The 20,757-nt window shown below is 70.9% G+C and carries 21 protein-coding genes and 1 pseudogene; 13 read left to right on the forward strand and 9 right to left on the reverse strand.

Annotation, left to right across the window (positions count from 1 at the left end):
- The first annotated feature begins 26 nt into the window (after nucleotides 1-26).
- Both WMJ97_RS03290 and WMJ97_RS03295 read left to right on the forward strand, forming a co-directional pair.
- A complete protein-coding gene (locus tag WMJ97_RS03290; RefSeq protein ID WP_347347536.1) occupies nucleotides 27-968 on the forward strand; it encodes a PfkB family carbohydrate kinase in 942 nt (313 codons plus the stop codon).
- An 89-nt stretch (nucleotides 969-1,057) separates the two neighbouring features.
- Nucleotides 1,058-1,522, forward strand: a complete 465-nt coding sequence (locus WMJ97_RS03295) for a hypothetical protein (protein ID WP_347347537.1) — start codon at nucleotides 1,058-1,060, stop codon at nucleotides 1,520-1,522.
- 210 nt (nucleotides 1,523-1,732) lie between these two features.
- Here WMJ97_RS03295 and WMJ97_RS03300 read toward each other — a convergent pair whose 3' ends face one another.
- Nucleotides 1,733-2,203 (reverse strand): DoxX family protein, encoded by a 471-nt coding sequence (locus tag WMJ97_RS03300; protein WP_347347538.1) that lies wholly within the window; start codon nucleotides 2,201-2,203, stop codon nucleotides 1,733-1,735.
- A 250-nt stretch (nucleotides 2,204-2,453) separates the two neighbouring features.
- On the opposite strand from WMJ97_RS03300, the gene argE reads away from it, so the two are divergent.
- Both argE and WMJ97_RS03310 read left to right on the forward strand, forming a co-directional pair.
- Entirely contained in the window at nucleotides 2,454-3,632 is a 1,179-nt protein-coding gene (argE, locus tag WMJ97_RS03305; protein WP_347347539.1) for an acetylornithine deacetylase, read from the forward strand.
- A gap of 7 nt (nucleotides 3,633-3,639) precedes the next feature.
- Nucleotides 3,640-4,899 (forward strand): MFS transporter, encoded by a 1,260-nt coding sequence (locus tag WMJ97_RS03310; RefSeq protein ID WP_347347540.1) that lies wholly within the window; start codon nucleotides 3,640-3,642, stop codon nucleotides 4,897-4,899.
- A 25-nt stretch (nucleotides 4,900-4,924) separates the two neighbouring features.
- Here WMJ97_RS03310 and WMJ97_RS03315 read toward each other — a convergent pair whose 3' ends face one another.
- Nucleotides 4,925-5,845, reverse strand: a complete 921-nt coding sequence (locus tag WMJ97_RS03315; protein WP_347347541.1) for a DNA-3-methyladenine glycosylase 2 family protein — start codon at nucleotides 5,843-5,845, stop codon at nucleotides 4,925-4,927.
- Nucleotides 5,846-6,262: 417 nt separating this feature from the next.
- Here WMJ97_RS03315 and WMJ97_RS03320 point away from each other — a divergent pair, with 417 nt between their 5' ends.
- Complete coding sequence (locus tag WMJ97_RS03320; protein WP_347347542.1) at nucleotides 6,263-7,144, forward strand: DUF559 domain-containing protein; 882 nt, start codon at nucleotides 6,263-6,265, stop codon at nucleotides 7,142-7,144.
- A gap of 28 nt (nucleotides 7,145-7,172) precedes the next feature.
- Nucleotides 7,173-8,690: an ATP-dependent DNA ligase gene (locus WMJ97_RS03325; protein WP_347347543.1), complete on the forward strand. Its 1,518-nt coding sequence runs from the start codon at nucleotides 7,173-7,175 to the stop codon at nucleotides 8,688-8,690.
- A 24-nt stretch (nucleotides 8,691-8,714) separates the two neighbouring features.
- Here the strand turns inward: WMJ97_RS03325 and WMJ97_RS03330 are convergent, their stop codons facing one another.
- The 3 genes from WMJ97_RS03330 to WMJ97_RS03340 all read right to left on the reverse strand — a co-directional run bounded on the left by WMJ97_RS03330 (nucleotide 8,715) and on the right by WMJ97_RS03340 (nucleotide 9,916).
- Nucleotides 8,715-9,032 (reverse strand): hypothetical protein, encoded by a 318-nt coding sequence (locus WMJ97_RS03330; protein ID WP_347347544.1) that lies wholly within the window; start codon nucleotides 9,030-9,032, stop codon nucleotides 8,715-8,717.
- 104 nt (nucleotides 9,033-9,136) lie between these two features.
- Nucleotides 9,137-9,661, reverse strand: a complete 525-nt coding sequence (locus tag WMJ97_RS03335; RefSeq protein WP_347347545.1) for an FBP domain-containing protein — start codon at nucleotides 9,659-9,661, stop codon at nucleotides 9,137-9,139.
- A gap of 75 nt (nucleotides 9,662-9,736) precedes the next feature.
- A complete protein-coding gene (locus WMJ97_RS03340; RefSeq protein WP_347347546.1) occupies nucleotides 9,737-9,916 on the reverse strand; it encodes a hypothetical protein in 180 nt (59 codons plus the stop codon).
- 160 nt (nucleotides 9,917-10,076) lie between these two features.
- Here WMJ97_RS03340 and WMJ97_RS03345 point away from each other — a divergent pair, with 160 nt between their 5' ends.
- From WMJ97_RS03345 to WMJ97_RS03370, 6 genes and pseudogenes are all read left to right on the forward strand, one after another.
- A complete protein-coding gene (locus tag WMJ97_RS03345) occupies nucleotides 10,077-10,484 on the forward strand; it encodes a hypothetical protein (protein WP_347347547.1) in 408 nt (135 codons plus the stop codon).
- 178 nt (nucleotides 10,485-10,662) lie between these two features.
- Entirely contained in the window at nucleotides 10,663-11,283 is a 621-nt protein-coding gene (locus tag WMJ97_RS03350) for a response regulator transcription factor (RefSeq protein ID WP_347347548.1), read from the forward strand.
- 46 nt (nucleotides 11,284-11,329) lie between these two features.
- Nucleotides 11,330-12,127 (forward strand): IclR family transcriptional regulator, encoded by a 798-nt coding sequence (locus WMJ97_RS03355; protein WP_347347549.1) that lies wholly within the window; start codon nucleotides 11,330-11,332, stop codon nucleotides 12,125-12,127.
- A 162-nt stretch (nucleotides 12,128-12,289) separates the two neighbouring features.
- Nucleotides 12,290-12,646 (forward strand): annotated as a pseudogene (locus WMJ97_RS03360) (MFS transporter); the annotation flags it as partial.
- Between the two features lie 83 nt (nucleotides 12,647-12,729).
- A complete protein-coding gene (locus tag WMJ97_RS03365; RefSeq protein WP_347347550.1) occupies nucleotides 12,730-13,635 on the forward strand; it encodes an MFS transporter in 906 nt (301 codons plus the stop codon).
- Nucleotides 13,635-14,687, forward strand: coding sequence for a D-2-hydroxyacid dehydrogenase (locus tag WMJ97_RS03370; protein ID WP_347347551.1), 1,053 nt, complete (start codon nucleotides 13,635-13,637; stop codon nucleotides 14,685-14,687). Before WMJ97_RS03365 ends, WMJ97_RS03370 begins: the two co-directional genes overlap by 1 nt.
- A gap of 237 nt (nucleotides 14,688-14,924) precedes the next feature.
- Here the strand turns inward: WMJ97_RS03370 and WMJ97_RS03375 are convergent, their stop codons facing one another.
- From WMJ97_RS03375 to WMJ97_RS03385, 3 genes are all read right to left on the reverse strand, one after another.
- Nucleotides 14,925-16,193: an MATE family efflux transporter gene (locus tag WMJ97_RS03375; RefSeq protein WP_347347552.1), complete on the reverse strand. Its 1,269-nt coding sequence runs from the start codon at nucleotides 16,191-16,193 to the stop codon at nucleotides 14,925-14,927.
- 90 nt (nucleotides 16,194-16,283) lie between these two features.
- Nucleotides 16,284-16,877 (reverse strand): NAD(P)H-dependent oxidoreductase, encoded by a 594-nt coding sequence (locus WMJ97_RS03380; protein ID WP_347347553.1) that lies wholly within the window; start codon nucleotides 16,875-16,877, stop codon nucleotides 16,284-16,286.
- Between the two features lie 99 nt (nucleotides 16,878-16,976).
- Entirely contained in the window at nucleotides 16,977-18,116 is a 1,140-nt protein-coding gene (locus tag WMJ97_RS03385) for a polysaccharide deacetylase family protein (RefSeq protein ID WP_347347554.1), read from the reverse strand.
- A gap of 183 nt (nucleotides 18,117-18,299) precedes the next feature.
- Between WMJ97_RS03385 and WMJ97_RS03390 the strand changes: the two genes are divergently transcribed.
- Nucleotides 18,300-19,052 (forward strand): PIG-L family deacetylase, encoded by a 753-nt coding sequence (locus WMJ97_RS03390; protein ID WP_347347555.1) that lies wholly within the window; start codon nucleotides 18,300-18,302, stop codon nucleotides 19,050-19,052.
- A 21-nt stretch (nucleotides 19,053-19,073) separates the two neighbouring features.
- Here WMJ97_RS03390 and glpK read toward each other — a convergent pair whose 3' ends face one another.
- Complete coding sequence (gene glpK, locus WMJ97_RS03395; RefSeq protein WP_347347567.1) at nucleotides 19,074-20,627, reverse strand: glycerol kinase GlpK; 1,554 nt, start codon at nucleotides 20,625-20,627, stop codon at nucleotides 19,074-19,076.
- Nucleotides 20,628-20,757 lie beyond the last annotated feature (130 nt).

The following is a 20,757-nucleotide window of genomic DNA, read 5'->3' on the forward strand; positions in this document are numbered from 1 at the left end:
GCGCCCCGGTTCAGAGGGGGTGCGCGATGGGGCGGGTGATCCATACCGGACAGGCGCTGGTCGACGAGACCGTGGAGGTGGGGCGGCTGCCGCGCCGAGGCGCGAACGAGATGGCGGCGTCCTACGCGCGGGCGGCCGGCGGGGCGGTGAACATTCTGCTGGCGGCCGTGCGACAAGGGGCTTCGACGGTGCACGCGGGAGCGCACGGGCGGGGCAGCAACGGCGACCTGATTCGCGAGGCGCTGGAGGCGGAGGGCGTGACGCTCGCCAGCGCCCCGGTCGAGGAGTTGGACACGGGGATCTGCTTCGTCATGGTGGAGCCGTCCGCCGAGCGCACCTTCGTGACGACGTTGGGTGCGGAGCGACGCCTCACCGTCGAGATGCTGGCCGCGTCCGAGCCGGTCGCGGGCGACCTCGTGTGCGTGACGGGCTACTCGCTCGCGGTGGCGTCCACCCGGGAGCCGCTGCTGGAGTGGCTCGCGACGCTGGCGTCCGGGGTGAGCGTCGTGCTCGACCCCGGCGACGCCTTCGCCGGGCTGGACGCGCGGCTGCGCGAGACCATGCGCGGGCTGACAAGCGTGTGGACGGGGAACCAGGAGGAGTCGTCCGCGCTGACGGGCAAGACGGGCATGGCTGCTGCCGCGGCGTCCGTGGTGAGGATGCTGGGGGACGGCGAGGGGCCGGGCCGCGTGGCGATTGTCCGTGATGGGCCGCGCGGGTGCGCGGTCGCGATCGGCGGTGAGGTGACGGAGGTGGCGGGGTTCCCGCAGCGTCCGGTGGACACGAACGGGGCGGGGGACGCGCATACCGGCGTCCTGGTGGCGGGCGTCGCGGCCGGGCTCGGGTGGGTCGAGGCCGCGCGCCGAGCCAACGCCGGGGCCGCCTTGAAGGTCACCCGCCGGGGTCCGGCAACCGCGCCCACCGCGGCCGAGATCGACGAGTTCCTTAGCCGATTCTCAGTCCTCTGATAGCGAACCAAGTCGAAATCTTCACGTCCCGGTGACAGGATCGAATGCGTTTTCGAACGTTTTGGCAGCGAGATCGCGGGAGGAGGCCGATGGAACCCGAGATCGACATCGTCGAACTCATGAAGGGCATGGTGCTGTTCGGCCTGTGGCGCGATTCGGACTTGCGGCTGGTCAGGCGCGATGTATCGGGGATGATGGGTCTCTACCGTGAGTTCCTGGAGCCGGGCGAGTTCGAGCAGGGCCGGGTATTTGTGGTGACGGAGAACGACCGGCTCGAAGGAGAATTCCGGCTGTTCGTGGGCGGCGAGCGCATGTTTCCCGAACTCGAGCAGGCATGGATTCCGCCGGGGCTGTTCGCCCACTTGGTGCTTCGCCCTCGGTTGGGGATTGCCTGGCCGGCCGCCGTGAAGCGCGCGAAGCGGCACTTCTACAGCACCTGGCTGCCCGGTTCGGGGATGCGGAGCGGCGGGGTCGATTTCCAGCTTCTCAGCGCGGAAAGCCACGGAAAGCAGCCGCGTTCCCACCTGTATTTCTCGGTCGTCGACGGCGGATAACAGGAGGCGCCGCGCCACCGATGATGTCGTGGTCGGCGGGCATCGGGTGGGCTTTTTCCCGGCCTACGAGCGGACATGCGCGAGGGCCCGGCCTTGGGGGAGCCGGGCCCTCTTCTCACGCGGGGGCGGGGTCGCGCCCGCACTGCGGGGCGACCCCATGGTCTCGGTGACGATCGACGGTGCGAAGCGACCTCGATCGTCACGGTTTGCTCACCGTGCGGAGGCCTCGGCCTCCTCGCGGTCGTAGGAGTCGTGATCCGGGGTGGTTCGCCGGGCGCGCAGGATGGCGTGGTCGACGCTGAAACGTCCGGGGCCGACGAAGGCCAGCTGCGCGGCACCGATGGCGAGGGCCGCCACCAGTTCCCAGCCGCCTTCGGAGGCGAAGATGCCGTTGCCGGCGTGGACGAACAGGAAGGCGCCGAACAGGACGGCGGTCACGGCGAGGCCGGCCAGCGGGGTGAGCGCGCCCAGCAGCAGCGCGAGGCCGCCGAGAAGCTCGACACCGCCGGCGATGCCCGCGGACACGCCGGGGAGCGGCACGCCCGCCTGGGCGAACATGGTGCCGGTGGCCTCGAGGCCGTTGGTGACCAGCTTCTGCCAGCCGTGGGCGATGAGGATCACGCCGAGGAGGACTCGCGTCAGGAGGAGTCCGACGTCGCGGAAACGAGTGAGGGGTGACATCGTGGAACCTTTCGTTGAAGTTTCAACTGATGTCCGAGGGTAGCAACACTCGCGGGAGGCGCCAAGTTGGTTGCCATGGGGGCGGAGTGTGGGGGAGTGGGAGGAGGTCGAGGGCCCGGAGGGTCGGCAGCGGTCTTCCTTCGGATGGGGAGACGCCGTCGGCTTTTGTCGGGATCGGGCCCGCCGTCGATGGTTCCTGCGGGTCGGACGCGGGTTGGCGCCGATGTCTGCTGAGGTATAGGTAGGACTCATGAGCTCCGGAACCGTGTCCCCGTCCGTCCTCGACTGGCTGACGAAGCTGGTCGCCATCGACAGCACGAGTCGCGGGTCGAATCTCCCTGTGATCGACCTCATCGCCGACCATGCCCGAAGCCTCGGCCTGGAGCCGCGGCTCTTCCCCACCGACGACGGCAGCAAGGCCAACATGATCGTGTCGGTGCCGGATGCGTCCGGCTCGATCGACGGCGGAATCCTGCTCTCCGGGCACACCGACTGCGTCCCCGTCGACGGGCAGAACTGGGCGTCGGACCCGTTCACGCTGACGGAGCGCGACGGCAAGGTCTACGGTCGCGGGGCTGCTGACATGAAGGGTTTCGTCGCCGTCATCGTCGACGCGATGGGCGCGGCGTCTCGGGCCACGTTGGCCCGGCCGATCCACTTCGGGTTCACCTATGACGAAGAGGTGGGCTGCCAGGGTGCCAAGCCGTTCATGAGGTCCCTCGCGGCGGCGGAGATCGCGCCGGAGGTGGGGTTCGTGGGGGAGCCCAGCTCGATGCGGATGATCCGGGCGCACAAGTCGATCAACGTCATCCGGGTGACCGTCGACGGCCTCGCCTCGCACTCGTCGCTGACGAGTCACGGGGTCAATGCGATCGAGTACGCGGCGGAGGTCGTCCGGTACTGGCGGGAGCGCGCAGACCGTTGGCGCGACGAGGGGCCGTTCGACGAGGGCTTCCCGATTCCCTACACGACCGGCTCGGTGAACCGCATCGAGGGCGGGACCGCTCAGAACATCGTCCCGGCGACCTGCGTGGTGACGCTGGAGTTCCGGGCCATCGCGGAGACGGACGATCAGGCGGAGATCGAGGCGCTGCGCCGGTTCTGCGCTGGCGTGGAGCGCCGGATGAAGGCCGAGCACGAGGAGGCGTCCGTTGCGGTGGACGTCTTGTCGTCGACCATCGGTCTCGAGATGCCCGAAGACTCTCGGGTGGTCGAACTGGGCGAAGAACTCGGGCTCGCCGTCAGCGGCGACAAGGTGACCTACGGGACCGAGGCGGGCGTGTTCTCGGCGTCCGGCATCGAGAGCGTCGTGTGCGGGCCGGGGGACATCGCCCAGGCGCACAAGGCCGACGAGTTCGTGTCGGTCGAGCAGTTGGGGGCTTGCGAGCGTTTCGTCGCGCGGCTCGTCGCGCACGTCAGCACCGACTGACGCCACGATGACCAGGACCGGAGGGCGGCGCCTCCACCCCGCCTGGGTCGTGGCGGGGGTCGCCCTGCTGGCACTGATCGGGGCTGCCGGCATGCGGTCGGCCCCGGGCGTGCTGATCCAGCCGCTGCACCAGGAGTTCGGGTGGTCCACGGGCATGATCTCGCTGGCGGTCTCGGTGAACCTGCTGTTCTTCGGGTTGACCGCACCCTTCGCGGCGGCACTCATGGAGCGCCTGGGGATCCGGGTGGTGATGGCGGGGGCGCTGCTGCTCATCGGCGCGGGAGCCGGGCTGACGGTCTTCATGTCGGCGAGCTGGCAGCTGGTGCTGCTGTGGGGCGTCCTCGTGGGGCTCGGGACCGGTTCGATGGCGCTGGGGTTCGTGGCACTGCTCGTCGGGCGCTGGTTCGTCCGGAGGCAGGGGCTGGTGACCGGCGTCCTCACCGCGGGGACCGCGACGGGGCAACTCATCTTCCTTCCGACGCTCGCGGCGGTGACGCAGGCGAGCGGGTGGCGGGCGGCGTCCATCGTGGTGACGGCGGGAGCGCTCGTGATGGTGCCGGTCGTCTTGGCGTTCATGAGGAACTCCCCGGCCGAGGTGGGCGTCGTCGCCTACGGGGCCGATCCCGGCGTGCCGGCGGCGAGGCCGGCCGTGCACCACGGGGTGGCCACGCGCGCGATTGCGGTGCTCGGGCGAGCGGCGCGGCGTCGGTCCTTCTGGTTGCTGGCGGGCAGTTTCGCGATCTGTGGTGCCTCCACGAACGGCCTTGTCGGGACTCACTTCGTGCCGGCTGCGCACGACCACGGGATGCCGTCCACCACCGCGGCCGGTCTGCTGGCGCTGGTGGGGGTGTTCGATGTGCTGGGGACGGTGGCGTCCGGGTGGCTGACCGACCGGGTCGACGCGCGGTATCTGCTGGCCGCCTATTACCTGCTGCGCGGAGCCTCGCTCGGGGTGTTGCCGGTGCTGTTCGGGCCGTCCGTGCAACCGCCGATGTGGGCCTTCATCGTGTTCTACGGGCTGGACTGGGTGGCGACGGTTCCGCCGACCGTGACGCTGTGCCGGCGGATTTTCGGAGAGGACGGTCCGATCGTGTTCTCCTGGGTGTTTGCGTCCCACCAGGTGGGGGCTGCGGTCGTCGCGACGGCGGCCGGCGTGATTCGCGATGCGACAGGCGCGTACACCTGGGCGTGGCTGGGGTCGGCCGGGCTGTGCGGGTTGGCGATGCTCTTCTGCCTGGCGATTCGGCGTCCGGTGGCGGTCGGATGACGCGGTCGGCGTGTCGAGGGGTGGGTCAGCGGACGGGCAGGTGGGTGCGCGGGGCCATGCGCGGGCCCCGGCGCGGATGGCCGATCGAGGCGAGCTCGAGCAGTCGCTGCACCCGGTAGCGGTGACCGCGGTACGGCTGGAGGAGATCGTCGAGGCCGTCGTCGTCCAGCTCGACGCCGATGAGGGCCCACCCGATGTTGCGGGAGACGTGGAAATCGCCGAAGGAGACGGCGTCCGGGTCGCCGTGGGCGCGCGAACGGACTTCGGCGGAGGTCCAGATGCCGACGCCAGGGAGCGAACGCAGACGGCGATCCGCCACGTCGAGGGGGACCGACAGGGTGCGCTCCAACGAGTCGGCCACGCGCGCGGCTCGGATGATCCCGGCCGACCGGGCGCCGTCGATGCCGAGCTGAAGCCACGCCCACGACGGGATCTGGCGCAACGTGGCCGGGTCGGGCTGAATCCACAGGTCGAGGGAGGCGCCGGGACCGGCGGCCGGCCGGCCGAAGCGCTTGACGAGTCGCCGGAAGCCGCCGAAGGCCTCGTGGCCGGTGACTTTCTGTTCGATGATCGCGGGGACGAGGGCGTCCATGACGCAGCCGCCACGTCCGACGCGCCAGTGCGGGCGGGCCTTCGCGGCCGAGGCCAGCGCGGTGTGCCGGGTGCGGAAGCCGGTGGGGTCGTCGTGGGCGCCGAGCATGGCGGGGAGGTTCTCCAGCGCCCAGTGTGCGCCGGGGCCCCAGGCGGAGGCGTGGATGCGGCCGGTGTCGGACAGGGGCTGGACCCGTAGCGTCACCGGGCCCTCTGGGGTACGAAGGCCGCGCCAGTGCCTGCCGGCGGTGTCGATGCGGTACGTCGGGTCGCCGCTGCCGCGCCGCCAGTTCGACCACACCTGGCCCACGGGGCAGGGCCACGCCGGCCGCCAGGTGCGAGATCGTTCCGTCACTGGGCCACTGTAGGGCGACGCGTCGGCCCGGGCGGGGTGCGGGCTGCGTGTCGGCTGCGACGCCCTGAATCCGCTGTCGACCGGAGTCGTCGTGCCTTGCGCGGGGAGGCGGCCGGTGCCAGGCGGTTGGTTCGGTGGCGTGGCTGCCGGGCATCTGTCACCAGGACACCCGAGAAGCGGGGGCCGCCGCGAGACGTCAGCGTCCGGCTGCGTTCCTGAGGTGTCGTGGTGACAGGTGGCCGCGCGTGCACCAACGACCGCGTGGGAGACGGCGCCCGCCGGTCGTCAGGATCGGCCAGGGTTCCGCTTCCGGATGCGGACGTGCACCGGGTCATCCACGCCGCTTGTCACGCTGGACGTGAGGCACGGGTGACTGCACCCTGACAAGGGGTGAAACGACAGGCCCATAGTGTGGGTGTGGAGGATCTTCGTGACGGGCCGCTCGTCGACGGGCGGCGGCTCGGCCCGGCCGCCCGCCAACGCGTGGCGCGGGCTGGGCGGCGCGGCCACATCCGACGGTTGTTGCCGGGTGTCTGGGCCGCGGCTGCGCACGCCGATGATCTGACGGTGCGCGCAGCTGCCGTGCAGATGGCCGATCCGGGTGCGGTGCTCACCGGGCGCATCGCCGCCCGTCTGACGTGGTGGCCCGAACTTGAGTGCCGCACGGTCACGGCGGTGCGGCGGACGAAGGTGACGCCGATGCAGGGCTTCGCGTGGCGTCGCGGAGTCGTCGACCCCGACGATGTCATCGAGGTCAACCGACTGCGGTTCACGTCAGTGGCGGCGACGGTGCTCGAGTTGATACCTGAGCTCGGCGGCCAGGTGATCGATGAGGCTCTGCGTCGCGGTGTCGTCACGATGGCTCAGTTGTGGGAGGCGTTCCGTGGTCGCGGCAGGAGGCGCGGCGACGCGCGGCGTCGCTTCCTGTTGGAGGATTCGCACGACGAACCATGGTCGGAGGCGGAGCGCTCCCTGCACCAGATTCTGCGATCAGTCCGGATGCCCTGCCGATTCCGGGCCAACCACCGGGTCTGGCTGGGCGACACGGGGCGGTGCGCCTATGTCGACGCGGCGTTGATCCCGTTGAAGCTTGGGTTTGAGGCCGATGGACGTGCATTCCACAGCGAGGAGGGACCGTTCGAGCGTGACCGGAATCGGGATACGCAACTGGCTTCGATCGGCTGGTGGATCGTCAGATTCTCGGCACGGCAAGTCCTTGAGGACGCCAACGAGGTCCGCGAGCGCATCGTGGCCATCGTGCGCGAGCGGCTGACCCAACTCGGGCGGCGTCGACGATGAGGGCTGTCCCAGGGGCAGAATGGCCCGCATGTTGTTCCACACGGTGGCCGCGGCGTCGCTTCAGGTCGCCGGTATCCGTTCACGAACGCGGAAGATCGCGGTGCTGGCCGACATCCTGCGGCAGGCCGGCCGCGACGAGGTCGAGATCGCCGCCACGTACCTGGGTGGCTCGCTCCGTCAGCGCCGCACGGGGGTGGGGTGGAGGTCCTTGCGTGAGCTGCCCGAGCCGGCCGCCGTGCCGAGCCTCACGGTGGGCGACGTGGACGCGGCCCTGCAGCGGCTCGCGGACCTGTCGGGTGCGGGTTCCCAAGCGCTGCGGGTGGAGGGCGTCCGCGCGCTGTTCGGATCCGCCACAGCCGAGGAGCAGGCCTACCTCGCTCGCCTCATCACCGGCGAGGTGCGACAGGGTGCGCTCGACGGCGTCCTCATCGAGGCGGTGGCGGTGGCCTCCGGGGTCGACAGTGCGCTCGTCCGGCGGGCGGCGATGCTGGCCGGATCGACGACGGCGATCGCGTCCGCGGCGCTGACGGGCGGCGAGCGCGCGCTCGCGGCCCTCGACGTGCAGGTGGGACGGCCGGTGCGTCCGATGCTGGCGGCGTCGGCGTCCGATGTGGGGGCGGCCATGTCGAAGCTCGGCGGCGAGCCGGTGGCGGTGGAGGCGAAGCTCGACGGCATCCGCATTCAGGTGCACAAGAGCGCAGAAGGCGTCCGGGTGTTCACTCGATCGTTGGACGACGTCACCGAGCGCTTGCCCGGAGTGGTGCGGGCGGCGGGGGAGATCGACGCGACGAGCGTCATTCTGGACGGGGAAGCCCTCGCTCTGGGTACCGACGGACGTCCGCGCCCGTTCCAGGAGACGGCCGCCGCAGGGGCCTCGCACGCGCCGGTCCCGGAGGGCGAGCTCACGCCGCGGTTCTTCGACGTGCTGTTCCTCGACGGCGAGCCGCTCATCGATCGGCCGCTGACCGAACGTGCCGAACTGCTGGCGGCCCGCGCGCCGGTGCGGTTCGTCATCGAGCGGACGATCACCGATCAGCCGTTCGTCGCCGAGGCCTTCAACCAGCACGTGCTGTCCCAGGGCCACGAAGGGGTCGTCGTCAAGTCGCTGTCGGGGACCTACGCCGCCGGACGCCGCGGTGGCGCCTGGCTGAAGGTGAAGCCGGTGCACACGCTGGATCTCGTGGTGCTGGCCGTGGAGTGGGGCAGCGGGCGTCGTCGCGGAATGCTGTCGAACATCCACCTCGGCGCAAGGGACGGGCGGGGTGGCTGGGTCATGCTCGGCAAGACCTTCAAGGGCATGACCGACGCGATGCTGGCGTGGCAGACCGAGCGGTTCCTCGCGTTGGAGACGCGGCGAGACGACTACACCGTCTACGTGCGGCCCGAGCAGGTGGTCGAGGTGGCTTTCGATGGTCTGCAGCGTTCGACGCGGTACCCGGGTGGATGGGCGCTGCGATTCGCGCGGGTGGTGCGGTACCGCGACGACATGGACGCCGCGGCCGCGAACACCATCGCGGATGTCGCGGAGATCGCCGCGTTGCGCTGACCGCTCAGCACCGTCGGGACGCCGTCACGCGCGCCGCGACCGGACGCGGTCGATGAGGCGTCCCACCAGCATGCCGAGGAGGGCGAACACCATGTAGCCGATCGCGTACGGCATCGCGCTCTCGTTGTAGACGACGTAGGTGGCCGGAATGAACGCGACGCCGGCCAGCGGCGCGAACAGCCAGATGATTCCGTGCTTATAGCCGAGCAATGCCCCGGCGACGAGGCTCGCGACCGGATTCACCAGGATGAGCGTCGCGTACAGGCCACCGGTCACATCGGCCCCGGTGATGTGGACGCCGTCCGCGAGCCAGCGGTTCACCACTCCGAGGAAGAACACCACCGCCAGCCCTAGGGCGTAGCGCGCGGCGATGGTGGCGCGCTCGCTCGGCGGGAGTGACGCACTCAGGGGCTGGGGCCGGCTCGGACGTCCGCCCGGCGCGTCCGTCACGCGGCGACCCGCTCGATGAACGAGCCGAGGTTGCGACGCAGGCGCAGGATGCGTCGCTCTTCGTCCAGGGTCTCGGGGAGGAAGCCGCCGCCCGAAGCCCGCCGGAGGCGTCGCACGTACAGGGAACAGGCGAGATCGGCGCACACATACGTGCCGACGGTGTTGAAGTTGCGTCCGGCGGCACCCGCGCGCGGGGCGACCATCATGACGGCGTCCACGGATCGGTGCTGGGTGCGGCACAGATTGCAGAGCCCGCGGCGTCCGCCGGACTGCCACGTCTTCGGCAGCCGGAGCGCGATGCCGACGAGGTCATCGGGACGCCCGGGGGCCGCGGGCAGCGGCATCTCGGGCGACGCCTCGGTGACCAGGTAGGCGCGGGTCGGTGACGCGGGATCGACCCAACCCAGGTAGTCCAAGGTGTCCCAGAGCGTCGCGTCGATCCACCACGGCATCGGAATGGACGCCGGGTCGTCGTGATTGATGAAACTCGCCCGGATCTCATGGGGAGAGAGCGCTCGCACGGTTACCTCGCTGGCAGGTCGGCTCCGCATCAGGGTACCCCGGCGGCGCCGGGGTGAGGGGCCGACAGCCGAGTGTCAGTTCTGGTAGTCGGAGTTGGAGAACTCGGCGTCGACGTCGTCGTTGTTCTTGCCGTCGTCGTGCGTTTCGAAGTTCGGATTCCCCTCGGTTTCCGGGTCGCCCAGCAACGGGTAGCGCCGGTCCTGATGCACTGGAACGTTGTCGCTGCTGATCGCCTCTGCGAAATCTTCTGTCATGACAAAAGCCTAGGCGAGCGCCGATCCCCGGGCCAGGGACCCGAGGGATTGTGTGCCCGCTGCTGCGCGGTCAGCGTGTACAGCAGCCCCCGGGGCGTGCAGCGCGCTTACGCTTCCTGCGAAGCGCGGATTGCCCAGCCCGACGATCGAGGAGGGATCCATGTCTGCCGAGCCAGAGGTGGCCGCGGGGGCTCGGCGCCTTCCGAGCCCCCCGACGGCGCGCCGCGCCCTGGGGTGCTCGCTCGCGGTCGCCGGCGGGTTCGCGCTGTTCGTCGTGAATACCGTCGTCGAGGGCAACCTCACGTTCATCGGAATCCTCGCGGTGATCGTCGCCGTCCTGGGCTGGAGGGCTTCCGGGGCCTACGTCGAGGCGGACCGGGCCGGGGGGCGTCCGGGCATCATGGCCACCGCCTCGCCCAGCTACCTGCGCGTCTACGCGCACGCCCTCGGCTGGCCCGCCCGGGGCCCCGCCGTGGCGATCTGGGGGCTGTGGCTGGTGCCGACCGGCCTGGCGATCTACGTGCTGGTCAGCATGGTGGTTCGCGTCGCGCTCGCGGCGACGCCCTAGTCCGGAGCGCCAGTGCGTCCCGGACGCCGGCCCGCGCGGGGACGCCCCTCGGCGTGCGCAACATCGTGCACGTTCGACCCGCTCGCGCCACTTTTGAACCGTCTGGAACACGAGTTGACTAGGACCGCTATCCTGAGCCCGCGTGCCCGGCTGGTGAGCTCCGGGCGGAAGGAGCGGGGTGAAGCGACCTGGCCGGTCGGGGGTGACGACGGTAGCCCTCATCGACGACGTCCCGCTGCTGCACGCCGGCCTCGCATCGCTGTTCACCGACTCGTCGAGCAGCGTGCGGGTCGTGGAATCCTTGCCCGCCTCCGGGGTCGACGTCGCGCTCTTCGACATGGCCTGCACCGCGCGGAATCCGCACGACCGTCTGGGGCGTCTCATCGCTGACCCTCGCGTCCGGTCGGTCGTCGGCTTCTCGTGGAGTGCCGATCCCGTGCTGGTCGAGTCTGCCCTCATCCAAGGCGCGGCGGGGTACCTGTCGAAGCGGGCGTCCGCGGACGATCTCGCCGCCGATCTGCGCCGGATCCACGCCGGCGAACTGGTCATCGCGCGGGAACTCGACGGCCCGCGCGACGTGGCCCGGCTGCCACGCCTCACTCCACGAGAACTCGACATGATCCTCAGCATCGCGCGGGGACGGACGAACGCCGAGATCGCCCAGGAGTTGCACCTGTCGATCAACTCGGTGAAGTCCTACGTCCGGAACGCCTACCGCAAGCTCGGCATCACCCGGCGGAGCCAGGCGGTGGCGTGGGCGGCGTCCCAGGGTTATTCGCTCCACGCGGCGCAGGGCTGAGCCTCCCACCACCCAGACCGCGCATCCCTCCCGCTATCCTGCCCCCATGTCACCTGCGCGCGGCGGAACCGACGTCACTCCCCCCGGAGCTGCCCCCGCCGTCGTCCGGGCCATCGGTGTCCTCGACGCGCTGGCTGCCTCGCCCGACGGGGTCATGAGCCTCAGCGACCTGAGCCGCGCGCTCGGCGTCCCGAAGTCGTCGACGAGTTCCATCCTGACCGCGCTCGAGCTGGGCGGCATGATCCGTCGCGATGACGCCGGCTACTCCCTCGGACGCCGCCTCGTCGAACTCGGCGGCGCCTACCTCACCGGGATGGACCAGGTGCGCGAGTTCTACGAGCTCTGCGCCGCGTCCGAGGTCTTTCACGACGAGACGCTCCGGCTTTCCGTGCAGGCCGGCGTCGACACGCTCGTCCTCGCCCGCTACGAGGGCCACCCTGCGATCAGGTTCACCGCGAGCATCGGCGACCGGTTTCCGGCGTCCGTCACGGCGCAGGGCAAGGCGCTGCTCGCGGACCTGTACGACCACGAGATCGAGCGGCTCTACCACGGCGTGGCCGAGTTGCCGCGCATGACCCGCCACAGCCATCGGACCCTGTCCGAGCTGATGGTTGACATCCGGGACATCCGGGGCCGGGGCTACGGCGAGGACCATGAGGAGGCGTCCGAGGGCGTCGTCGGGCTCGCGGTCGTCGTGCCCGCCCGAGGCGTCCGGGCGGCGAAGCTTGCCGTCAGCGTCACGACGCTGGCGTCCACGTTCTCGGACCGGGAGCGTCGCCGGTTCGTCCCGGCGCTGCGGGGGCTCGCCCAGTCGCTCGGCAACCCCCTGGACGCTCTTTCCTGAGCGATTGTGGACGCCGCCGGCTCGTCGCCGCGGTACGGCAGCCCCCTGCTCCCCTGGGGAGACGGCAACTGTGCGTGTTCAATGTATTGAACTCTGTTCCGTCTATGGTGCATACTGCTGGTGGGAGACTTCCTCTCTCAATGACGACCAAGGAAGAACGCCATGTCATCCAGCACCAACTCCACCACGGTGCCCGAGAGCCCGAAGGTTGATCCGGAGCAACTGAAGCGCGCAGTGCTCGCGTCCTCGGTTGGCTCGGCTCTCGAGTACTACGACTTCTACATCTACGGCCTTGCCACCGCGCTGATCTTCGGCCCGCTCTTCTTCCAGCCGCTGGGTCCCGCGGGCGGCATGATCGCCTCGTTCGGCACCTACGCCGTCGGCTTCGCCGCCCGCCCGATCGGTGGCCTCGTCTTCGGACACCTCGGCGACAAGCTCGGCCGCAAGATGATCCTGATCATCACGATCGCCCTGATGGGCGGCTCGAGCTTCCTCATCGGCCTGCTCCCCACCTATGAAACGGCCGGCATGCTGGGCGCGATTCTGCTGGTGACGCGCGCATCTTCCAGGGCCTCGGCGCCGGAGCCGAGCAGGCGGGTGCGGTGCTCATCTCCGAGTTCGCGCCGCCGAAACGGCGCGGCTTCTTCGCGGCCCTTCCGTTCGTGGGTATCCAGGTGGGCACGTTGCTGGGCGCGGGAACGTTCGCCCTGCTCGCCCTCGCGCACCAGGACGTCCTGCACACGTGGCTGTGGCGTCTGCCGTTCTTGCTCGGTGCCGTGTTGATCCTGGTCGCGGTCTGGATCCGGGCGAAGCTGAAGGAGTCGCCGACCTTCGAGGTGCTCGAGCAGGAGGGCATCGAGCCGGAGAAGATCTCGCTGGGCGAGGCGCTGCGGACGTCCCGGAAGAACATCCTCATCGGCATCGGCCTGCGGATGGCCGAGAACGGGAACTCGTCGATCTACTCCGCCCTGCTGCTGGCTTTCATCGGCACCATCGCGGTCTACAAGGGCGCGAACATCGGACCGGTCGGGGCGGTTGTGGCGGCGGTCGTCTCGATCTTCACGGTCGTGGCGTTCGGCGCGCTCTCGGACCGGCTCGGGCGCGTGAAGGTCTACCGGTACGCGGCGCTGTTCCAGGCGATCATCGCGCTGCCCGGGTTCTACCTGATCACGCTGGGGAACCCCTGGCTCGTGATCTTGGTGATGGCGGTCGGCATCGGCATCGGTGTCCAGGGCATGCTCGGGCCGCAGTGCTCGATGCTGCCGGAGCTCTTCGGCAACGCGCACCGCTACACCGGCGTCGCGATGAGCCGCGAGATCTCCGCGGTCCTGGCCGGCGGTATCGCCCCGATGCTGGGCGCCGTGTTCCTGGCCGCCACGAACAACGCTTGGTGGACCATCGGCACCTACTCGCTGGTGCTCTCGCTGATCACGTTCGCCACCACGTTCGTGACGCCCGAGACCCGCGGCCGCTCGCTGGTCGACCTCGCGGACGCGGGTGAGCGCTGATGACTGAGTCAAACGTCCGGGTGGTTGTCGCCACCCCGCTCGCGCCCGAGCTCTGCGACCGCGTCGCGGCCGTCGACCCGCGGGTCGAGGTCGTGGTCGATCAGGAGCTGCTTCCCCCGATGCGCCACCCGGCGGATTTCTCGGGCGACCCGTCCTTCGCGCGAACCCCCGACCAGGAGGCCCGCTTCGACGCAATGTGCGACACGGCCGACGTGCTCTACGGAATCCCGGACGTCGACCCGGCGAAGCTCGCCCGGACCGTCGCGGCGAACCCCAACCTTCGCTGGGTTCAGACGATGGCCGCCGGTGGCGGCAGCCAGGTGGTGGCCGCCGGTCTTGTCGACGACGACTACGCCCGCATCGTGTTCACCACGTCCGCCGGTGCGCACGGCATCCCGCTCGCCGAATGGGCGATCTTCGGGGTGTTCTGCGGCACGAAGGATCTTCCCCGGCTCCAACGGCAGCAGCGGGCGCACGAGTGGCCTGTCCGTGTGGTGGGGCGCCCGATCGAGGGCAGCGCCATCCTCGTGCTCGGCCTCGGTGGCATCGGGCAGCAGGTCGCGAAGCGCGCCAAAGCCCTCGGGATGACCGTCCTCGGCATGAAGCGCCGCGTCGAGCCGGTCGAGAACGTCGACGAGGTGCACCCGCTGGACGACCTTCGCTCGATCGTCGGGCGGGCCGACCACATCGTCGTGACGCTGCCCGGCACGCCCACGACGACCGGGCTGCTGAATGCCGACATCTTCAAGGCCGCCAAGCCCGGCGTCACGGTCGTCAACGTCGGGCGTGGCACGGTGATCGATGAGGCCGCCCTCGTCGACGCCCTGCGCGCGGGCCAGGTGGGGTTCGCCGCGCTGGACGTCTTCGAAAAGGAGCCCCTGGACGCCTCTTCCCCGCTGTGGGACATGGAGAACGTCCTGGTCAGCCCCCACTCGGGCGGCCTCGACACGCGGGAGGACGAGCGCATCTGCGAGATCTTCTGCGAGAACCTCCGGGCCTTCCTCGACGGCGCGCCGCTGCGCAACGTCGTGGATCCCACCCAGGGGTACTGAGTCCCGATCACCGACAGGCCCCGGTCCGCTTTTCGCGGGCCGGGGCCTCGTGCTGTGGGTCGCAGCCGTGGGGCGGCTGTCCCGGAGCCTCTCCCCCGGGGGGTGTCACCAGCGCACCTCAGGACCCGCCTGCGGAAGCGGCGGTGGCCTCGGCCGCAGGCGTTGAGGGGTGTGCTGGTGACACTGCGGCCAGGTAAGGCCCGATGGGGAGCCGTAGCCCCTGACTTGGGGAGCGGGTCAGGCGCCGACCCGGAGCCAGGCGTCGGTGCGCGCCCGGACCACGAGCGTCACACCCCGGACGCACATGTACCCGCCATACGCCACCCACAGCCACACGAGCCCGCCGGCGTCGCCCGGCACGAACGCGGTCATCGGCAAGAAGCATGCCGTCGCGATCGAGTTCGCCAACGCCAGGTAGCGCGCATCACCGGCCCCGATCAGAACCCCGTCCAGCACGAACACCACGGCCCCCACCGGGACGATCGCCGCGAGCAGGAGCACCGAGCCGAGCAGGAATCCTTGAACGGACGGGTCGGGCGTGAACAGGGGCCCCAGCGCCGGACGCACCAGCGCCAGCGCTGCCGCCGTCACGACCCCGAAGGCGAGCCCCCACCCGATGCTGCGGCCCATGATGGCGCGGGTCTCGGCGATCTCGCCGGCCCCGAGGCGGTTCCCGATCAGGGCCTGACAAGCGATGGCGATGGCGTCGAGCGCGTAGCACAGGAACGTCCACAGGGCGTTCGTCACCTGGTGCGCAGCCAGCGCGCTCGGCCCGAGCCGCGTCGCCGTGGCCGTGGCCGCCACGATGGCCCCCTGGAGGGACGCCGACCTGATCACCAGCCAACTCCCCGACCTCGCGGCCGCCAGGATCGGGCCCGGGTGGACGCCGGGCGCCACCCCGGCCGCGCGCGCGGTCCGGAGCACCGCGCCCCCCAGGACGACCGCGGCCGCCGACTGCGCGAGAGTCGTCCCCAGGGCGGCCCCGGCGATGCCCAGCCCGGCCCCGTAGATCAGCGTCGCGTTCAGCGCGATGTTCAGCAGATTCGCCGACACGGCGACCACGAGGGGCGTCCGCGTGTCTTGCAGGCCGCGCAGCACCCCCGTCGCGGCCAGCACGACGAGAGCCCCCGGCAGCGAGAACCCCACGATCCGCAGATAGGACGCCGCCGCCCGGGCTACGGCGTCTGTCGCGCCGTACCACCGCGGAATCTCGCCGGCGAGCACGGCCACCCCGACTCCGAGCGCTGCGCCGAGCATCAGCCCGAGCGCCATGCCGTCGATGCCCGCACCCAGCGCACCTGGGCGGTCGCCGGCGCCCAGCCGACGCCCGACGGTCGCGGTCGTGCCGTAGGCCAGGAACACCGACAGCCCCACGAGCAGCGACACGACGCTGCCCGCGATGCCGAGCCCGGCCAACTCGGCCACGCCGAGATGCCCGACGAACGCCGAGTCCGCGAGAACCATCAGCGGCTCGGAGACGAGCGTCGCATACGTCGGGACGGTCAACGCCCAAAGACGCCGGTCGATCTCGCGGCGCTCGCGTCGGCCGAGTCCGGCCCCGGCTGCCGAACCTCCTTGGGTCAGGCCCATCGGCGTTCAGGCGCCGAAGGCGTCCATGACGAGGGCGGACGCCTCGTCGAGCCACGCCTGCATCTGATCGGGGCCGCTGACGACCATGGGGGTGAAGGTGCGGCGGCGGACGTCCGTGACGCCGCACAGCCCGAAGATGCAGTCGCGCCAGATGCGGTCGAGCGGGTCGCCGAAGACCGCCTCCTCGCGGGAGGGGAAGGTGTTGGCCGTGTTGAAGACGATCGCGGTCCGCGCGCGCATGAGCCCGACCGGGATGCCTTCGCCCGAATCCTGCGCCTGGAACGCGTATGCCCGGCCGGGCCGGAAAGCCCGGTCAATCCACCCGGTCATGATGGCGGGGGGCATGCCCCACCAGTTCGGGTGGATCACGACGAGCCCGTCCGCGCCGGCGACCTCCGCGGTCGCCGCCTCGATATCGGGCGGCAGCTCGGTGGCGCGATGCTGCTCGGCGGCGGGGAGGATCGGGTCGAAGCCGTCCGCGTAGAGGTCGCGCAGGATCGCATCGTGCCCCGCCGCGCGGACGGTCTCGGCCGTCCGCGCGGCGAGGGCATGGGTGAAGCTGGTGGGGTCCGGATGGGCCCAAACGATGAGGATGCGCACCCCACCACCTTGTCACGGCCCGACCCCCACGGCCCACCGGACCGCGGCTCGTCCCGGTCGCGACACGCCTCCCGCCCGCGGCGGTCGTCCGCTGGGGCGTCAGTCGATGATCCCGAACTCGTACCCGGCGGCCTTGAGCTTGCGGATGATCGTGGGCAGCGCGGCGACCGTCTTCGGGTTCGGGAAGAAGTCGTGGTTCAGGATCACCAGCGCGTTGCGCTGGGCGGCAGGCTCGAGCTGCGCGCTGCGGAAGACGTTGGAGACGAGGTCGTCCGGGGTGGCGTGCGGCCAGTGGGCGTCGGCGTCCCCGGAGAGGGAGTTCCAGTCGATCCAGGTCATTCCGGACGCCTTCGCCGCCGCCTCACTCGCCGCGAGGCCCTTCCACGAGAGCGAGCCGCCCGGGTAGCGGAACGCCTGCGACGTGTAGCCCAGGCCCAGCGCCGCCCGGACGGCCGCCCGCGCCCAGTCGAGGTCGCAGCTGATGTGCTGGGCGTTGGCGACGCGCTGAGGGTAGAGGTAGTGGTAGTCGTGGCCGTACGAGTGGATCGCGACGGCGTGGCCGTCCGCGATCGACTGCCGCAGCACCGGCGCGGTCTTGTCGTTCACCTGGCGTCCGACGACGAAGAACGTCGCATGAACCCCCTCGTCCCGCAGGATCTTCTGGATCTGCGGCGTCGTGACCCCCGTCGGCCCGTCGTCGAACGTCAGGAACGCGATCTTCTTGCCGGGGGGTGCGCCGCGCCCCTCCATCCAGTCGTGCACCTGGCTCGCCGGGTACGCCCACGCGGACGCCGCGACCGAGTGGTTCGTGCCGTCCTGCAGCTTCTGGGAGTCGTCGGTGGGACCGACGTCCGCGTTGGCGAGGTCGCTGATGGCCACGGTCTTGAACACCGACGACGGCCGGGGGCACGACGGTGCGACGAGTCCCGACGGGTCGGCCACGGCCATGCGGGTGTGCGCGGGCAGCGGGGCGGTCCTGAGGGACGGCGTGCCCGGCGACGGGGTGTCGGTGGGCGAGATGATCCGGGACGCCGCGGGTACCTCGGGGGTCGCCGATCGGCTGGTCCGTGGGTTCGCGAAGGGGGACGCCGTGGCCCCGCCCTGCGTGACCTGGGCGACGGGCTCCGGTGTGGCGGCGGTCGGCTTTCCGGGAGGTTGGGTTCCACAGCCGATGGCCGACAGCGCGAGCGCGGCGATGAGCGCGAAGGCGAGAGTCCGCGCGCGGGGGTGTGCTGGCATCTCTGACTCCCAGATTTTGGCGACTACCTGTCACCATAGGAGCCGGGCGCTGAGAGAAGCGGAAGATTCGGCGGTGTGGGGCACGAACATGCCGGAAGTTGCACATTCTTATTGGCGGGCAACTCGGCCGAGGGTGTGCGACGACCCCCGCACGCCGAATCCGTCGTCGCCTACCCTGGGCGCATGACCAACCCGCTGGCCGGTTATCGCAGGGTGTTGTTCGTCCACGCGCACCCCGACGACGAGACGCTGAGCACGGGCGTCGTGATCGTCGAGTTGGCCGACGCCGGCGTCCACGTGGCGCTGCTCACCGCCTGCCGCGGCGAGGCGGGCGAGGTGACGCCGGCCGTGGACCCGGCGCTCGTCGGCACGCCCGCGCTCATCGAGCAGCGCGAGCGCGAGTTGGACGCCGCCGCTCGCGTCCTCGGGGTGGCGGAGCGTTGCTTCCTCGGGACGCCGCCGGCCCGCGCCGGCGAGCCCCGCCGCTACACCGATTCGGGGATGCGCTGGGTCGACGCGGAGGAGACCACCGCCGGCCCCGGCGACGAGGCCGGCCCCGACGCGCTCAGCCTTGCGGATCCCGCTGACATCGCGGCCGACATCGCCGCCTACGCGAGGGCCGTCCGTGCTGAGGCGATCGTCGGCTACGACGAGCGCGGGGGATACGGGCATCCCGACCACGTGGTCCTCGCCGGCGCGACGCGGGCGGCGGCGTCCGAGGTGGGGGTTCCGTTCGTGGAGGTGATCTCGGTGTCGCGGGCCGACCACGGGCCGCGACCGGAGGGGTACTGGGTCGTTCGGCCCGACCTCAACGAGCGCATCGCCGGCGCGCTGCGCTGCCACGCCAGCCAGGTGACCGTGCGGGGCGACCGCATCCAGCACGTGGGCGGGCAGACCGAGCCGGTCCCGACCGCGGTGGGGCTGCGGCGGGCCTGAGTGCGGCCCGGGCCCGGCCTGTCAGGTGGTGACCAGGTCGTCGGGGGTCGTATCGGCATCCACCCAATCGACGGCGTGGGCGACGGCCTTCTTCCAGACGCGCAGGCGGCGGTCGCGCTCGGGGACGGGCAGCGAGGGCTCCCACCGCTTGTCGGAGGTCCAATTGGGGGCGATGTCGTCGAGGCTCTCCCAGTGGCCGACCGCGAGGCCGGCCGCGTAGGCGGCCCCGAGCGCGGTGGTCTCGACGACCTCGGGACGCACCACCGGGACGTCCAGAAGGTCGGCCAGCAACTGCATCAGGTCGTCGTTCGTGGTGAGGGAGCCGTCGACCCGCAGCTCCTCGACCGGCGCGCCGAGCCCGGTCGCGAGGACGTCGGCGTTCATCGCGTCCACGACCTCGCGCGCGGCGAAGGCCGAGCTCTCCAGCGCCGCCCGAGCCAGGTGTGCCTTGGTGACGTACCTGGTCAGGCCGACGATGGTGCCGCGGGCGTCCGGACGCCAGTGGGGCGCGAACAGCCCCGAGAACGCCGGGACGATGTGCGCGCCACCCGAGTCGCGCACCGACGCGGCGAGCTTGTCGGCGTCCGCGATGCGCGCGAACAGGCCGAGTTCGTCGCGCATCCACTGCAGCACCGAGCCGGCGTCCGCGATCGAGCCCTCCACGCCGTAGACCGGCGGCTTCGAGCCGAGCCGGTACGCGACGGTGCTGACCAGGCCGTTCTCGCTGATCATCGGCCGGACGCCCGTGTTCATCGAGAGGAACGCCCCCGTCCCGAACGACCCCTTCGCGTCGCCCGGGCCGAACGCGGCCTGCCCGAACGCGGCGGCCTGCTGGTCGCCGAAGATGCCGGCGATCGGGACGCCCGCGAGCGACGTCCGGCGGCCGGCTTCGCCGACCACCTCGGAACTGGAGACAATCGTCGGCAGCATCGCCGGCGGGACGCCCACGGCGTCGCAGAGGTCGGCGTCCCACTGGCAGGTGTTCAGGTCCATGAGGAGGGTCCGGGAGGCGTTCGTCACGTCGGTGACGTGGACGCCGCCGCGCGGGCCGCCGGTGAGGTTCCAGACGATCCAGGAGTCCATCGTGCCGAACGCGAGGTCGCCGCGCTCGGCCTTCGCGCGCGCCCCGCGGACGTGGTCGAGGATCCACGCAGCCCGCGGGCCCGCGAAATAGGTCGAGAGGGTGAGGCCAGTCTTCTCGCGGAAGCGGTTGGGGTCGCCGTCGGCGAGGGCGTCGACCTGCTTCTGCGTCCGGGTGTCCTGCCACACGATCGCCCGGTGAATGGGCTTGCCGGTGCGCTTGTCCCACACCACGACGGTCTCGCGCTGGTTCGCGATACCGACGGCCGACAGGTCGGTCGTGCGGACGCGCAGCCGCCGCATCGCATCGCGGACCACCCGATCGAGGTTGTCGATGATCTCCCGGGCGTCGTGCTCCATCCAGCCCGCGCGGGGATAGTACTGCTTGTGCTCGCGCTGGCCGCTGCCGATCACCTTGCCGTCGGTGTCGAAAACGATCGCGCGGGTCATGGTCGTCCCGTGGTCGATTCCGAGCACGTACTTCTGGGGCACGATGGTCCTTTCGTGGAGGTTTCGCCCACTGTAGCGAGCGTCCCGGCGCGCGCAGCGGCCATGACCGGACGGCGGATCGCGACGCGTGTCGGTCGCGTCAGAAGCTCGGCGTGGTCGTCCGGTTCGATCGAAC

This window comes from Nigerium sp., from assembly GCF_039811905.1.
Taxonomy (GTDB): domain Bacteria; phylum Actinomycetota; class Actinomycetes; order Propionibacteriales; family Propionibacteriaceae; genus Propioniciclava.

Coding starts and splice junctions, on each gene's coding strand:
- WMJ97_RS03290 (WP_347347536.1), top strand. CDS start 27: ATGGGGCGGGTGATCCATACCGGACAGGCGCTGGTCGACGAGACCGTG.
- WMJ97_RS03295 (WP_347347537.1), top strand. CDS start 1,058: ATGGAACCCGAGATCGACATCGTCGAACTCATGAAGGGCATGGTGCTG.
- WMJ97_RS03300 (WP_347347538.1), bottom strand. CDS start 2,203: ATGTCACCCCTCACTCGTTTCCGCGACGTCGGACTCCTCCTGACGCGA.
- argE (WP_347347539.1), top strand. CDS start 2,454: ATGAGCTCCGGAACCGTGTCCCCGTCCGTCCTCGACTGGCTGACGAAG.
- WMJ97_RS03310 (WP_347347540.1), top strand. CDS start 3,640: ATGACCAGGACCGGAGGGCGGCGCCTCCACCCCGCCTGGGTCGTGGCG.
- WMJ97_RS03325 (WP_347347543.1), top strand. CDS start 7,173: ATGTTGTTCCACACGGTGGCCGCGGCGTCGCTTCAGGTCGCCGGTATC.
- WMJ97_RS03340 (WP_347347546.1), bottom strand. CDS start 9,916: ATGACAGAAGATTTCGCAGAGGCGATCAGCAGCGACAACGTTCCAGTG.
- WMJ97_RS03345 (WP_347347547.1), top strand. CDS start 10,077: ATGTCTGCCGAGCCAGAGGTGGCCGCGGGGGCTCGGCGCCTTCCGAGC.
- WMJ97_RS03355 (WP_347347549.1), top strand. CDS start 11,330: ATGTCACCTGCGCGCGGCGGAACCGACGTCACTCCCCCCGGAGCTGCC.
- WMJ97_RS03370 (WP_347347551.1), top strand. CDS start 13,635: ATGACTGAGTCAAACGTCCGGGTGGTTGTCGCCACCCCGCTCGCGCCC.
- WMJ97_RS03385 (WP_347347554.1), bottom strand. CDS start 18,116: ATGCCAGCACACCCCCGCGCGCGGACTCTCGCCTTCGCGCTCATCGCC.
- WMJ97_RS03390 (WP_347347555.1), top strand. CDS start 18,300: ATGACCAACCCGCTGGCCGGTTATCGCAGGGTGTTGTTCGTCCACGCG.